We start from the raw sequence: 14,866 nt of genomic DNA on the forward strand, positions 1-14,866 counted from the left end.
AGGAGGGATGCTCTTCAAACGCCGCCCGTCGCCGAAAGTAACAAAATGTTGCTGGCGGGCGGGGCAGGCGGCGGGGCGACGCCTGCCCCGCATCATGCCCCGCCGCGCCGGTCAGCGGATCAGGTCGAAGGTCCCATGCGCGCCCTCGTCCTGCGCGGAGGGGGCGATCCACACGTCGAAGGTGCCGGGCTCGACCGTGGGGCGCAGGTCCCGGCCCAGAAACTCCAACTGGGGACGGGTCAGCGTGAAGCTCACGACCTCGCTCTGGCCGGGGGCGAGCGCGATCTTGCGGAACGCCTTCATCTCGCGCACCGGCCGGGTGATACTGGCCACGCGGTCGCGGATATAGAGCTGGACCACCTCCTCGCAGGGGCGGGTGCCGCCATTGGTGACGGTGGCGGACACCGTGATCCGCCCGTCCCAGGGCAGGCTGGCGGGCACCTGCGCCGCGCCGTAGGAGACCTTGCCATAGGTCAGGCCATGGCCGAACGGATAGAGCGCCGCGTTGGGCGCGGTGCGCCACTGGGTCTTGTAGGGGACGCGCGGCCCCTCCGGCGCGGGACGGCCGGTGGCCTTGTGCGCGTAATAATAGGGTTCCTGCCCGCTTTCGTGCGGAAAGCTGAGCGGCAGGCGGCCCGACGGCCCGACCTTGCCGAACAGGATGTCGGCAATGGCATGGCCGGTCTCGGAGCCGAGGAACCAGGTGACGAGGATCGCGGGCGCGTCCTTCACCGCGCCCTCCAGCGCAAGGCCGCGCCCGTTCTTGAGCAGGACGACGATGGGCTTGCCGGACGGTTTCACCGCCTGGGCGACCGCCTCGGCCAGTGCCATCTGCGGTGCGGGCACGGTGATCGAGGTGCGCGACTGCGCCTCGCCCGACATGACCTCGCTCTCGCCGATCGCCAGCACGACCACGTCCGCCGCTTGCGCCGCCGCGACCGCCGCCTCGATCCCGCCGGGCAGCGCCTGCTCGACGCCAGAGCCCGGCGTCACCGTCACGTTCTTCGCGCCCGCATCGCGCAGCCCGGTCACCAAGTCGATCGCCTGCTTGTTGTCGCCGTAAACGACCCATGGCCCGTTCAGGTCGTGCTGGCCGCTGGCAAAGGGACCGATCAGCGCGATCCGGCGATTGGGGTCGAGCGGCAGCAGGTCGCCATCGTTCTTCAGCAGTACCATCGCCTTCTGCGCCGCCTCGCGCGACAAAGCGAGGGCCGCCTTGGTACGCGACCGCGCGGTTTCGCGCTTGCGGTCGATCCGGCGGAAGGGATCGTCGAACAGCCCCAGCATCTGCTTGACTGCCAGCACGCGGCGGACCGAGCGGTCGAGCACCTCCTGCGGCACCGCGCCCTCGCGCACCAGCTCGGGCAGGTACAGCGCATAGAGGTTGGACTGCATGCTCATGTCGACCCCCGCCAGGAAGGCGAGGCGCGCGGCATCCTTGCCGTCCTTAGCGAAGCCCGCCGCGATCATCTCCTCGTCGCCGGTATAGTCGGACACGATGATGCCGGGGAATTTCCACTCGTCGCGCAGCACCTGCTTCATCAGCCAGGGATTGCCGGTCGAGGGGATGCCGTCGATCTCGTTGAACGAGGCCATGCCGCTCATCGCGCCCGCGTCGAACCCCGCCTTGTAGGGCGGCAGATAGACTTCGCGCAGCGTGCGTTCGGACAGGTCGACGATGTTATAGTCGAGCCCGCTCTCGCCCGCGCCGTAAGCCGCGAAATGCTTGATGCAGGCCATGACCGCATCGTCGGCGGACAGGCTCTTGCCCTGGAAACCCTTCACCCGCGCGGCGGCGAACAAATTGCCGAGCAGCACGTCCTCGCCCGCGCCCTCCATGGTGCGGCCCCAGCGCTGGTCGCGCGCGATGTCGACCATCGGGAAGAAGGTCCAGTCGATGCCCGCCGCCGCCGCCTCGAACGCGGCCATCCGCGCGGTCCGCATCGCCAGGTCGGGCTCGAAGCTGGCCGCCTCGGCGACGGGCACCGGGAAGATGGTGCGGTGGCCATGGATCACGTCGGCGGCGAAGATCAGCGGGATCTTCAGCCGCGAATTGCGCATCACCGCGCCCTGCATCCGCCGCGCCATTTCCGCGCCATTGCCGTTGAACACGCCGGTCAGCTTGCCCGCGACCGCATCGGCCAGCTGCCCCTCGAAACTGGGGCCGTTCGACGGCGGGTTGAGCGCGGTGGCGACGCCGCCGCCCCAGGCCGCCGCGTTCAGCTGAAGCTGCCCCGCCTTTTCCTCCAGCGTCATGCGCGCCAGGATCGCCTCGACCGAGGCAGGCAGCGCGACGCCGTCGCCTTGTGCGAGCAGCGCGCGCGCCGGGCTGGCCGCCCAGGCCGCCACCGCGCCTGCGCCGAGCAGCGCTGCACGCCGCGAGATTCTGGTGTCGGACATTGGCGATTCTCCCCTAGGATGTGGCGAATGCTCGCGGCCCTTCGGGCTTCGGCATGCGCCTGTCGACTTTCGCATTGACGCTCTTTTGTAACCGGTTACACAGGCTGGACACGTCGCACAAGATACGATGTGAGGGATGGAGCGAGCCGGACCTGCGCCGGAAATGGGGGGAGGGGTGTGAGGCAGTCATCGGCCACGATCCGCGATGTCGCGCGCGAGGCTTCGGTCTCGGTCGCCTCGGTATCGCGGGCGATGAACGGGCATAGCAGCGTCCATCCGGACACCCGCGAGCGCGTCCTCGCCGCCGCCAAGGCGCTGGGCTATGTCCCCCATGCGGGTGCGCGCAGCCTGTCGCTGTCGCGCAGCCATGCGATCGGCGTCGTCCTGCCCGACCTCCACGGCGAATTCTTTTCCGAGATCGTGCGCGGCATGGACCGCGAGGTGACGGCGCGCGGCTATCATCTGCTCCTGTCCAACATGCACGCCGATGCCGAGCGCGCGGCGCTGGCGGTGCGGGCGATGCGCGGGCGGGTCGACGGGCTGATCGTCATGGCGCCGCAGCTCGACGCACAGGCGCTGGCGGAGGCGCTGCCCCCCGAAGTGCCCGCGGTGCTGGTCAACGCCCATCGCGGCCTGGGCCGTGCCGCCCTGCGGGTCGACAATGCCGCCGGGATCGCGGCGAGCGTCGCGCATCTGGTCGGGCTGGGGCGGCGCAGGCTGGTCCATGTCTCGGGCCCGGCGGGCAATGTCGATGCGAGCGAGCGGCGGGACGGGTTCCTGGCCGCGATGGCGCGCCTGGCCCCGGATGTCGAAGCTGTGGTGATCGAGGGGGATTTCCATGAATCCTCGGGCACGGCGGCGGCGGCGACGCTGCTGGCGCGGGACATGCCGTGCGACGGCATCGTCGCGGCGAACGACATGATGGCGCTGGGCGTGCTCGGCGCGTTGCGCGGGGCCGGGATCGATGTTCCGGGCGCGGTCTCCGTCACCGGCTTCGACGACGTGCCGCTGGCGCGCTATATGGGGCTGACCACCGTCCGGGCGCCGCTGGCCGGGATGGGCGAGCGTGCGGTGGCGCGGCTGATCGATGCGCTGGAAGGGGGCGGACTGACCCCGGACACGCAGGTCATGGCGACCGAACTGGTGATCCGCGCGACCACCCCGGCGGGGGCGGCATGACCGATCCCGATCCCAATCCCAATGCGCCGATCAGGACCATCACCATCGTCGGCGGCGGCACCGCCGGGTGGATGACGGCGGCACTGCTGTCGCGGCTGTTCCTGGGGGCCTATGCGATCCGTCTGATCGAGTCCGAGGAGATCGGCACGATCGGCGTCGGCGAGGCGACGATCCCCGCGATCCGCACCTTCAACGGCCTGGCCGGGATCGACGAATATGAGATGGTCCGCGCGACCCAGGCGACCTTCAAGCTGGGCATCGAGTTCCGCAACTGGCGCGAACCGGGGCACAGCTATATCCATGGCTTCGGCAAGATCGGGCAGGATCTCTACTGGCTGCACTGTCACCAGTTCTGGCTGAAGGAGGCCGCGCGCGGGCGGGCGAAGCATCTCGACCATTATGCGCTGAACACGCTGGCGGCGCGGATGAACCGCTTCGCCATGCCCGATCCGTCCAATCCCTATTCGCCGATGGCGGACCTGGACTATGCCTATCACTTCGATGCCTCGCTCTATGCGCGCTACCTGCGCGGGCGTGCCGAGGCGGCGGGCGTGGAGCGGATCGAGGGGCGGATCGTCGCGGCCAAGGCGCGCGCCAGTGACGGCTTTCTCGACCATGTCGTGCTGGCCGATGGGCGGACGGTGGACGGCGACCTGTTCATCGACTGCTCCGGAATGCGCGCCCTGCTGATCGGCGAGGCGATGGGCGTCGGCTATGAGGATTGGAGCCAATGGCTGCTCTGCGACCGCGCGCTGGCGGTGCCGAGCGTCCGGGGTGGCGGGCCGCTGACCCCCTATACCCGCTCGACCGCGCATGGCGCCGGGTGGCAATGGCGCATCCCGCTCCAGCACCGCACCGGCAACGGCCATGTCTATGCCAGCGGCTTCACCTCGGATGACGAAGCGGCGGCGACGCTGCTCGCGCATCTCGACACGCCCGCGCTGGGCGACCCGCGCGCGGTCCGCTTCCGCCCCGGCAAGCGCATCCGCGCCTGGGAGAAGAATGTCGTCGCGCTGGGGCTGGCGGGCGGGTTCCTGGAGCCGCTGGAATCGACCAGCATCCATCTGATCCAGACGGGGCTGCTGCGGCTGATCGCGCTGTTTCCGGGGCGCGGTTTCCATGCGGTCGATCGGGAGGAATATAATCGCCAGACCGATTTCGAATATCGCGACGTGCGCGATTTCATCATCGCGCACTACAAGGTGACGAATCGCGAGGACACGCCCTTTTGGCAATATCTCAAGCATATGGACGTGCCCGACAGCCTGGCCGAGCGGATCGCGCTGTTCCGCTCGTCGGCGCGCTTCTTCATGCATGGCAAGGCCGAACTGTTCCGCGAGGAAAGCTGGGTGCAGGTGCTGCTGGGGCAGGGGCTGGCCGCGCGGTATGACCCGATGGTCGACATGATCCCCGATGCCCAGGCGAGCGACTTTCTGAAGGATGTCGAAGAGGTTATCGCCGAGGTCGCGGCGGCGATGCCCACCCATGAGGCGTTCATCGCCCGCCATTGCCGGGCGCCTGCGCTTCCCGCCGGACTGTGACATTTCCGTAACAGGGAAATCGATATCGGGTGGAACCCGATCACGGTGGTTGTAACCGGTTACGCAGCCAAGTAACCGGTTACACAAGTCCTGAAAGGCTCAGGCGGTCGATGCGCGTCATCGGCTGTCGGGGAACATGACGGGGCACAAGGGATGATCATGGAGGGGATTGAAATGGCATCCAGAATCGATCGTGTGCGTCTGGTCCGCGGGATTTCGGCGATGGCGATGGCCGCGACCCTGGTCGTGAGCGCGCCGGCCCTGGCCCAAGCGACCTCCACCCTGCGCGGCCATGTCGAGGGCGCGGCGGCCGGTACGACGGTCACCATCACCGACCTGACGACGGGCCAGGTCATCAACGGCCGCACCAATGCGGCGGGCGACTATACCATCCCCGGCATCCGCCCCAGCACCTACCGCGTCGCAGTCCAGGGCCAGCCGCCCGAAGAGGTCGTGGTGCCGGTCGGCCAGATCATCACCGCCGATATCGGCGAGCCTGCCGCCACCGCCGCCACCGGATCGGCCGACGCGGCCGTCGCCAGCGGCGATGTCGTCGTCACCGGCCGCCGCACCCAGGAGGTGCGCACCGCCGAGGTCTCGACCAACGTCTCGCAGCAGCAGATCGAAAGCCTGCCGCAGAGCGACCGCAACTTCCTGAACTTCGCGGCGCTCGCACCGGGCGTCGCGGTGACGCCGGGGCGCGGCAATCGCCAGGTCCAGGCGGGCGGCATCAGCGCCGACAACATCAACGTCTTCATCGACGGCCTGTCGCTGAAGAACCAGGTCAATCACGGCGGCGTCGCGGGCCAGAATTTCAGCCAGGGCAACCCCTTCCCGCAGCTGGCGGTGCAGGAGTTCAAGGTCGACACTCAGAACTTCAAGGCGGAGTATGACCAGGCGGGATCGGCGGTCATCACCGCCGTGACGAAGACCGGCGGCACCTCCTACCACGGTACGCTGTTCGGCGAGTGGCAGCCCAAATCCTTCTATGGCACCAAATATTTCGACCGGCCGGGCCATGCCAACAATATCGACGGCCAGCTTCAGCAGGGCAATTACGACCGCAAGCAATATGGCGCCGATCTGGGCGGCCCGATCATCAAGGACGTGCTGCACATCTATAGCGCGTTCGAGGCGACCGACCAGAAATCGCCGTCGGCGGCGGTGCTGCTCGGCCAGACCAATTCCGCCGACCCGACCCAGAATGTGCCGCAGGCGATCGCCAGCCAGTATAATGGCAGCTATCCGCAGGACTTCAGCCAGCGCCTCTATTTCGGCAAGCTGACCGCGTTCCTGTCCAATGCCGACACCGTCAATTTCAGCGGCTTCTTCCGCCGCGAGAGCAATCTGGCGGACTTTGGCGGCATCTCGGTGCCTTCGCACGGCCATCTGCTCGAGTCGAAGATCGATCTCTACCAGCTCGAATGGAATCATCGCGGCGACCATTGGCTGAACGAGGCGACGATCGCCTATAACAGCGTCTTCAACGGCACGCCGCGCACCGGCACCGGCCCCGAGATCGTGCTGGGCAAGCCCGGCGCCGCCGTGGCGCAGCTCGGCACCAACGGGTTCGAGCAGATCGACAACCAGAAGACCTGGACGTTCAAGGACAATGTGACCTTCTTCGGCGATCGCCATGTCGTGAAGGCGGGCGTCAAGGTGTCGCTGAACGACCTGTCGCGCTCCGAGGACAATCTGGGCAACGGCGCCTATTATTTCACGCCGTCGACCTTCACCTCGTTCGAGAATTCGACCCCGCAACAGGCCGCCATCTCGGTCGTGCCGGTGCGTCCCGCCACCGCCAAGGACACGCAGATCGGCCTGTTCATCCAGGACGATTGGACGGTCAACGACCATATCACCATCAATGCGGGCCTGCGCTGGGATTACGAGACCAACGCCAAGAACGACAAGTTCGTCACCCCCGCCGAAATCGCCAATGCGCTGCGCAATTACCAGCCCTGGCAGGCGGCGGGGATCAACCCGGAGGATTACATCTCCACGGGCAGCAACCGGAAACCCTATTGGAAGGCGTTCCAGCCGCGCCTGGGCATTTCCTATGACGTGAACGGCGACCGCGACACCATCTTCTTCGCGGGCGCGGGGCGCTATTACGACCGGCCGCTGTTCATCGCCTCGGGCATCGAGACGGTGAAGGCGCTCTATCAGCAGACGGTCACGCTCAGCTTCTGCGACGGTCCCGGCCAGCCGACCTGCGCCAGCATCCGCGCGGGCAATGGCGGCGCGCTGCCGCCCGCGACGCTGGCCTGGAACAGCGGCTACAAGAATGTCGATACGCTGCGCGCGGCGGCGACCGCGACCGGGGTGGGGGGCGATGTCTGGCTGCTCAACAACAACACCCGGCTGCCCTATTCGGATCAGTTCAACTTCGGCTTCCGCAAGCGGCTGGGCGTCGTCCAGACCTCGGTGACGTTCAGCCACATCCGCAGCCACAACATCTTCAAATATGTGCGCGGCAACCGCCTGCCCAGCGGCCAATATACCAGCCAGGGCGACCAGTGGATCGAGGATCTCTTCCCCGCCTCGGGCATCCTGCCCGGCTATAGCGGCAAGCTGAACATCGGGTCGAATGCGGGCAAGGCGGAATATAACGCCATCTACTTCACCGCCGAAAAGCCGTTCGTGACGGGCTCCAAATGGGGCTTCACCGCGACGCTGACGGTGCAGCAGGCCAAGAGCAACGTCGCGCAGGAATTGCAGGGCGACGAATTCTACAATGGCCCGCGCGTCGATGCCTATGGCTGGAACTATGTCGCGGGCGTCGAGAAGTGGCGCTTCGTCGGCACCGGCATCGCCAAGGGGCCGTGGGACACCAAGATCTCGCTGACCGGCACCTTCAGCTCGGGACCGTCCTTCGGCCAGGTGATCTTCCCGGCCAATCCGCCGGAAAATGCGAACGCCTATGGCAATTTCGGCGGCGTGTTCTGGCCCGACCAGATCGTCGGCTATGCCTCGGTCGATGCGCGCATCTCGAAGAATTTCCACATGCCCTGGGGGCATGACCTGGAGGTCAATTTCGCGGCGTTCAACCTGTTCGACTCGGTCAACCGGACCTACACCGCCTGGGGTGCCGGGTCGGGGGTGAACCCGACCAAGCGGGAGAACGACACGATCGGCGTGCCGCGCTCCTTCCAGGTCGGCGCGCGGTACAAGTTCTGACCGACGCACGGGGAGGCGGTATCGTCATGACGCCCCGCCTCCTCCGCATCGGCGCGTCGCAAAGCCCGGTCGTGGTGGTCGACGACGTGATGGGCGATGTCCCGGCGATCGTCGCCATGGCGGCGGCGCTGGCACCGTTTCCGCCGGCATCGGGCAATGGCTATCCCGGTGTCCGGCGCGTCCTGACACCGGCCGATGGCGCAGGCCATGGCTATGCCACCGCGCTGCTCGAAGCGGTGGCTCCCTTTATCGGCGGCGCGTTCGCGGTGGATCGGTTCGACTGGATCGAGGCCAGTTTCTCGATGATCACCGCCGCGCCCCATGCCCTGTCTCCGGCGCAGCGTATGCCGCATTTCGATTCGACCGATCCGGGCTATCTGGCGGTACTCCATTATCTGTCGGACACGCCGGGCAGCGGCACCGCCTTCTACCGCCAGCGCGCGACGAATATCGAGCGGGTGGACGCGGCCAATCGCGACGATTTCCTAGCCGCCGCGCGTCGCGCCGGGGCGGCACGGACCGGCTATATCGCAGGCAGCGACACCGCCTATGAGCGGATCGGCATGGTCGAGGCCAGGGTCGACCGCGTCGTCATCTATCAGGGCAGCCTGCTGCATTCGGGGATCATTCCGCCCGACATGCCGCTCAGCGCCGATCCGCGCATCGGCCGCCTGACCGCCAATATGTTCGTGCAGGCGCGACCATGATCCTGTCGCTCGCGCTCGCCGCCGCGATCCCGTCCCCCGGCCAGACATATGCCAACCCGGTCGACATCGATTACCGGTATAATTTCGAGCAGGTGAACGAGGGCGTCTCCTACCGCACCGGCGCCGATCCGGTGATCGTGCGGTTCAAGGGGGCCTATTATCTCTTCCTGACGCTGGCCGATGGCTATTGGCGCTCGACCGACCTGATCCACTGGCGCTTCGTCACCCCCAGCCGCTGGCCCGCCGAGGGGATCGTCGCGCCCGCCGTGCGGTCGGACGGGGAGCGGTTGCTCATCATGCCCTCGATGACCGGCCAGGGCGCGATCTATGCGACCAGCGATCCGGCGAGCGGCAGGCTCGACTATTTCGTCCGTCGCATGCCGCCCTTGCCCGGCGCGGTGCGATCGGGGTTCGAGGATGGCATCAAGCCGGGGCAGGTGCCCCCCGGCCCCTGGGACCCCGACCTGTTCCAGGACGAAGACGGGCGTTGGTATCTCTATTGGAACTCGTCCAACGTCTTTCCGATCTATGGCGCGCCGGTGCGCTTTGCCGATGGGAAGATGGTCTATGACACGCCGCGTCGCGCCTTCATCCGGCTCGACCCCGCGCATCATGGCTGGGAGCGGTTCGGCCAGGATCATAGCGGGACGCTGCCCGACGGCACGCCGATCACCCCCTATATGGAAGGCGCGTGGATGACCCGGACGAGCGGGCGATATTATCTGCAATATGGCGCGCCGGGGACCGAGTATAACAGCTATGCCACCGGCACCTATGTCGGGACGTCGCCGATGGGGCCGTTCACCTATGCGCCCTACAACCCGGTCGGGTACAAGCCCGGCGGCTTCGTCCAGGGGGCGGGGCATGGCAACAGCTTCCAGGACGCGCATGGCAATTGGTGGAACACCGGCACGCCGTGGATCGGCTATAACTGGACGTTCGAGCGGCGTATCGGGCTATGGCCCGCCGCATTCGAGGCTGATGGCCAGATGCATGTCTCGACCCGCTTCGGCGACTTCCCGCATTTTGTGCCGCGCGGCCGCGTCACCGATCCCGAGGCGCTGTTCACCGGGTGGATGCTGCTGTCCTATCGCAAGCCCGTGGTGGCGAGCGGGGCGGTGGCGGGGCACCCGGCAAGCGATGCGACCGACGAGAATCCCCGCAGCTTCTGGCTGTCGCCCAGCAAGGCGGCGGGCGCGACGCTGACCGTCGATCTGGGCGCGGTGAAGACGGTGCGCGCGGTGCAGGTCAATTTCGCCGATTACCAGGCGGGGCGCTTCAGCGATGCGCCCGATATCTATACCGAATTCCGGCTGGAGCATTCGCGTGACGGCCGCCATTGGCACCCGCTCGCCCGGACCGAGGCGCCGCGTCGCGACCGGCCCAACGCCTATTTCGCGCTCCCCGCGGCCGTGCGGACCCGCTATGTCCGCTATGTCCACGGCCATATCGGCGGCGCGCATCTGGCGATCAGCGACCTGCGGGTATTCGGCCGCGCCGATGGGCCCGTGCCCGCCGCGCCCGTGCTGGTCGAGGCCAGGCGCGAGGCGGACAGCCGCGATGCGACGATCCGCTGGCGGCGGGTGCCGGGCGCGGTCGGCTATAATGTCCGCTGGGGCATCCGGCCCGACCGGCTGTACCTGAGCTATCAGCTGTTCGCGGACCGGGTCGCGGGCGGCGAGGCCGCCACGCTCCCCTTGCGCGCGCTGACCAGCGGCCAGCCTTATTATGTCGCGGTCGAGGCGTTCGATGAAAACGGCGTATCCCCGCTCAGCGCGGTCGCGCCGATGTGAAGCGCCAGCACCGCCCGCTGCGACGCGGACGGATGCCAGTCGCTTGCCAGCAGGCCGCGCTCGCCGAACAGCGCGTCGATCAGCCCCGCCTCGCCCGCGCTCTGCCATAGTGCCGCCAGTTCGCCCGAGCGCGGATCGGGGGAGGCGGGATGCTCGCGGCGGATGAAGCGCAGCCACGCCCCCAGCGCGGCGAGCGTCGCGGGCATGTCGGTACCCCGCCACGCATGATCCGCCAGCGAGCCGAGCCAGCGCGGCCCGACCTTTTGCGACCCGTCGCTCGCGATCTGCGACAGGCGATGCGCCAGCGACGGATTGGCGAAGCGCGCCAGCAGCGCATCGGCATAGGCGTCCAGATCCTGCCCTCGGGCCGGGGTGAAGCCGGTCGCCGCCTCGGCCCGCATCAGCGTCTCGACCAGCGGGCGGATGACGGGATCGGCGATCGCCTGATGGACATGGTCATGCCCCCGCTCCAGCCCGAGATAGGCCAGCGCCGAATGCGCGCCGTTGAGCATCCGCAGCTTGGCGGTCTCATAGGGCGCGACATCCGCGACGAAGGTTGCACCGCCCGCATCCCAGCGCGGCCGGTCGGCGGCGAAATCATCCTCGATCACCCATTGGCGATAGGGTTCGGTGACGACGGCCGCCGCGTCGCGCAGGCCCAGCATCGCCTCGACCCGGTCGAGATCGGCGTCGGTCACGGCGGGGACGATGCGGTCGACCATGGTGTTGGGCGCGCGCCATTCGCGCTCGAACCAGTCGCGCTCGGCCGCCAGTCCCTGATGATCGAGAAAGGCCGCCACGCCGCCATGCAGCACCCGGCCATTGTCGGGCAGATTGTCGCAACTGACCAGCGTCAGCGGGCCCAGCCCCGCAGCGCGCCGCGCCGTCACCGCGCGGGCCAGATGGTGGTAGATGCTGTTGCCGTCGGCCGCGATGCCCGACAGGTCGGTGCCGCCGCCGGGCCGCCGCCAATAGCCCTTTTCGGTCACGGTCAGTGTCACCACCCGCGTATCGGCGGCGGCGAGCAGCGCGGCCAGCCGGGTGGGCGCCTTCGCGACCGCGCTGACCTCCCGCACCGCGCCGATCAGGCGGACGGCCTCGCCCTCCGCCGAGCGATCGGTGACGGTATAGAGCCCGTCCTGCGGGGCGAGCGCATCGCATACCCCCGAGGAGCGCAGCGAGGCGCTGGCGATCGCCCAGTCGCGATCCCCCGCCGCCATGGCATCGTCGGTATAGACCGCCTGATGCGCCCGGTGGAACGCGCCCAGCCCCAGATGGACGATGCCGATCCTCTGCGCATCGCGGTCATAGCCGGGGCGCGCGACCGCCTGGGGCAAGGCCGCGACCTGCGCGGCATTCAACCGGGGCGTGCTCACAGCCGGTAGGCCGATCGCACGAGACCGCTGGTCAGCGCATGGGCCAGTTCCACCGCTTCATCCTCTTCCAGCCGGTGTTCGGCGACCAGCCGCGCCAGGAAGCCGCAATCGACGCGCCGCGCGACGTCGTGCCGCGCCGGGATCGACAGGAAGGCGCGGGTGTCGTCGTTGAACCCGACCGTGTTGTAGAAGCCCGCCGTCTCGGTCGTCATCTCGCGGAACCGGCGCATCCCCTCGGGGCTGTCGTGGAACCACCAGGCGGGGCCCAGCTTCAGGCAGGGATAATGGCCCGCCAGCGGCGCCAGCTCGCGCGCATAGACGCTTTCGTCCAGCGTGAAGAGGATGATGGTCAGGTCGCGTTCGTTGCCGACCACGTCGAGCATGGGCTTGAGCGCATGGACATAGTCGGTGCGCATCGGCAGGTCGGCGCCCTTGTCGCGACCATGGCTGGCGAACAGCGCGGCATTGTGGTTGCGGAACGATCCGGGATGGATCTGCATCACCATGCCGTCGGCGACGCTCATCTTCGCCATCTCGGTCAGCATCTGCGCGCGGAACAGCTCGGCATCGGCCGGGGTCCAGGTGCCGTCGACGATCCGGGCGAACAGCGCCTCGCACTCCGCCGTCGACAGGTTGGCGGTCGCGGCGGTCGGATGGCCATGATCGGTCGCGGTCGCGCCCATATCGCGGAACGCCGCGCGGCGCTTGGCATGGGCGGCCAGATAGCCCGACCAGCTATGCACATCCTCGCCGGTCAGCTCGGCGAAGCGCTGCATCGCGCCCGCGAACTGCTCATGCTCGACATCGATCACGCTGTCGGGGCGATAGGTGGTGATGACCCGCCCCTGCCACCCCGATTCGCGGATCGCGCGGTGGTGCGGCAGCGCATCGTCGGCTCCTTCGGTGGTGGCGAGGCAGTCGATCCGGAACCGCTCGAACAACGCGCGCGGGCGGAAGGCGTCGGTCGCCAGCTTCTCGCCGATCGTGTCGAAATACAGGTCGGCCGTCGCCGCCTCCAGCGCGACCGACATGCCGAACACCTCGGCAAAGACATGGTCGAGCCACATGCGCGACGGCGTGCCGCGGAACAGATGGTAATGGCTGGCGAACAGTGCCCAGGCCGCGCGCGGATCGGTGGCGGGGCGTCCCGCCTTGCTGGGGATGGCCAGATCGTCGAGCACGATCCCCTGGCTGTAGAGCATGCGGAAGATATAGTGATCGGGCGCCAGCAACAGCTCGGTCGCATCGCGCCAGGGTGCATCGGTCGCGAACCAGCGTGGATCGGTATGACCATGCGGGCTGACGATCGGCAGGTCGGCGACCTCGGCGTACAGGGTGCGCGCGATGCCGCGAATGGTCGGGTCGGCGGGGAACAGCCGGTCGGGATGAAGATGCAGCGGACGGGTCATGCCGCCATCTCCTGCACGGAGTCTCGGGTCAGGCCCAGCATCGCGGCAATTCCTCTCTCCGCCCCGCGCAGCTCCGCCAGTCCGCGCATCCGGCCCAGCAGCGAATAGCCCGGATTGGCCTGGCGATGAAGGTCGTCCATCATCCGGTGGCCGTGATCGGGGCGCATCGCGATGGCGCGGCCCTGGTCGTGCGACAGCTCGACCACCGCGCGCACGACTTCGATCATGCGCGCATCGCCGCCCAGATGCTCGGCCTCGTGGAAATTGCGCTCGCCCTCTTCCCAGGCGACGGCGCGCAGATGGAGGAAGTCGATCCGCTCGCCGAAGCGGCGGACCATGGCGGGCAAGTCATTGTCGGGCCGCGCGCCGAACGACCCGGTACAGAAGCACAGGCCATTGGCGGGCGAGGGGACGGCGGCGAACAGCCGGTCGAGATCGTCCGCTGTGCTGACCACGCGCGGCAGGCCGAAAATGGGGAAGGGGGGATCGTCGGGATGGACGACCAGGGTGATGCCGACCTCTTCGGCGATCGGGCAGACCGCGCGCAGAAAGGCGACATGATTGGCACGCAATTGTTCGGCGTCGATCCCGGCATAGCTGTCGATCGCGCGCAGGAAGGCGGGCGAGTCGAAGCTCTCCTCGCTGCCCGGCAATCCGGCGATGATCGTGCGCTCGAGCCGGTGGCGCTCCTCCGCGCTCATGCCCTCGAACCGCGCGGCGGCGGCGGCGCGGACCTGGGGCGAATAATCGGCCTCTGCCCCCGGTCGGCGCAGCATATGGATGTCATAGGCCGCCACCGCCGCCCATTCGAAGCGCAAGGCGGTCGCGCCGTCGGGCAACCGCCAGTCGAGATCGGTCCGGGTCCAGTCGAGCAGCGGCATGAAATTATAGGTGACGGTGCGCACCCCCTCCGCCGCCAGATGGCGCAGGCTGTCGCCATAAGCCTGGATCAGCGCATCGGTCATCTCGCCGCGCTTGATCGCGTCGTGGACCGGCAGGCTCTCGACCACGGTCCAGCCCAGTCCGGCGGCCTCGATCATGTGCCGCCGCTCAGCGATGGCGGCGCGCGGCCAGACCTCTCCATTGGGGATTTCGTGCAGCGCGGTTACCACTTCGGTGGCGCCCGCCTGGCGGATATGGGACAAGGGTACGGGGTCGGCCGGGCCGAACCACCGCATTGTCTGGGTCATGAACATGTCGCCATCCTCTCCAGCGGACATCAAGCTGCTTTGGGTGATGCGGTAGCAGCAATGATTCTGATAGACCAGTTTTGTAGAATTG

General features: G+C 67.9%; 9 protein-coding genes. 5 read left to right on the forward strand and 4 right to left on the reverse strand.

What is annotated here, in order from left to right; all coding sequences use genetic code 11:
• Positions 1-111 precede the first annotated feature (111 nt).
• Positions 112-2,400, reverse strand: coding sequence for a glycoside hydrolase family 3 N-terminal domain-containing protein (locus tag QE360_RS08700; RefSeq protein WP_309700838.1), 2,289 nt, complete (start codon positions 2,398-2,400; stop codon positions 112-114).
• A 177-nt stretch (positions 2,401-2,577) separates the two neighbouring features.
• On the opposite strand from QE360_RS08700, the gene QE360_RS08705 reads away from it, so the two are divergent.
• From QE360_RS08705 to QE360_RS08725, 5 genes are all read left to right on the forward strand, one after another.
• Positions 2,578-3,579, forward strand: a complete 1,002-nt coding sequence (locus QE360_RS08705) for a LacI family DNA-binding transcriptional regulator (protein WP_309700840.1) — start codon at positions 2,578-2,580, stop codon at positions 3,577-3,579.
• Positions 3,576-5,120: a tryptophan 7-halogenase gene (locus QE360_RS08710; RefSeq protein WP_309700842.1), complete on the forward strand. Its 1,545-nt coding sequence runs from the start codon at positions 3,576-3,578 to the stop codon at positions 5,118-5,120. Before QE360_RS08705 ends, QE360_RS08710 begins: the two co-directional genes overlap by 4 nt.
• Positions 5,121-5,294: 174 nt before the next feature.
• Positions 5,295-8,300, forward strand: a complete 3,006-nt coding sequence (locus tag QE360_RS08715; RefSeq protein ID WP_309700844.1) for a TonB-dependent receptor domain-containing protein — start codon at positions 5,295-5,297, stop codon at positions 8,298-8,300.
• A gap of 26 nt (positions 8,301-8,326) precedes the next feature.
• A complete protein-coding gene (locus tag QE360_RS08720; protein ID WP_309700846.1) occupies positions 8,327-9,007 on the forward strand; it encodes a DUF6445 family protein in 681 nt (226 codons plus the stop codon).
• On the forward strand, positions 9,004-10,800 hold the full coding sequence (locus QE360_RS08725) for a family 43 glycosylhydrolase (protein WP_309700848.1): 1,797 nt from the start codon (positions 9,004-9,006) through the stop codon (positions 10,798-10,800). The genes QE360_RS08720 and QE360_RS08725 overlap by 4 nt, the downstream gene beginning before the upstream one ends.
• Here QE360_RS08725 and QE360_RS08730 read toward each other — a convergent pair.
• From QE360_RS08730 to uxuA, 3 genes are read right to left on the reverse strand one after another with little or no spacing between them, the layout of a single operon-like run.
• Positions 10,734-12,176: a mannitol dehydrogenase family protein gene (locus QE360_RS08730; protein WP_309700850.1), complete on the reverse strand. Its 1,443-nt coding sequence runs from the start codon at positions 12,174-12,176 to the stop codon at positions 10,734-10,736. The genes QE360_RS08725 and QE360_RS08730 overlap by 67 nt on opposite strands.
• Positions 12,173-13,585 carry a glucuronate isomerase gene (gene uxaC / locus QE360_RS08735; RefSeq protein ID WP_309700852.1) on the reverse strand — a complete coding sequence of 471 codons (1,413 nt, stop codon included), beginning with the start codon at positions 13,583-13,585 and terminating at the stop codon, positions 12,173-12,175. The genes QE360_RS08730 and uxaC overlap by 4 nt, the downstream gene beginning before the upstream one ends.
• Positions 13,582-14,775 (reverse strand): mannonate dehydratase, encoded by a 1,194-nt coding sequence (gene uxuA, locus QE360_RS08740; RefSeq protein WP_309700854.1) that lies wholly within the window; start codon positions 14,773-14,775, stop codon positions 13,582-13,584. The genes uxaC and uxuA overlap by 4 nt, the downstream gene beginning before the upstream one ends.
• Positions 14,776-14,866: the final 91 nt, after the last annotated feature.

The sequence above is a fragment of the Sphingomonas sp. SORGH_AS_0789 genome (assembly GCF_031453055.1).
Taxonomy (GTDB): Bacteria; Pseudomonadota; Alphaproteobacteria; order Sphingomonadales; family Sphingomonadaceae; genus Sphingomonas.

Excerpts from the sequence above, each read along its gene's own strand:
- QE360_RS08700 (WP_309700838.1), bottom strand. The coding sequence starts at position 2,400 with ATGTCCGACACCAGAATCTCGCGGCGTGCAGCGCTGCTCGGCGCAGGC.
- QE360_RS08710 (WP_309700842.1), top strand. The coding sequence starts at position 3,576 with ATGACCGATCCCGATCCCAATCCCAATGCGCCGATCAGGACCATCACC.
- QE360_RS08715 (WP_309700844.1), top strand. The coding sequence starts at position 5,295 with ATGGCATCCAGAATCGATCGTGTGCGTCTGGTCCGCGGGATTTCGGCG.
- QE360_RS08720 (WP_309700846.1), top strand. The coding sequence starts at position 8,327 with ATGACGCCCCGCCTCCTCCGCATCGGCGCGTCGCAAAGCCCGGTCGTG.
- QE360_RS08725 (WP_309700848.1), top strand. The coding sequence starts at position 9,004 with ATGATCCTGTCGCTCGCGCTCGCCGCCGCGATCCCGTCCCCCGGCCAG.
- uxaC (WP_309700852.1), bottom strand. The coding sequence starts at position 13,585 with ATGACCCGTCCGCTGCATCTTCATCCCGACCGGCTGTTCCCCGCCGAC.
- uxuA (WP_309700854.1), bottom strand. The coding sequence starts at position 14,775 with ATGACCCAGACAATGCGGTGGTTCGGCCCGGCCGACCCCGTACCCTTG.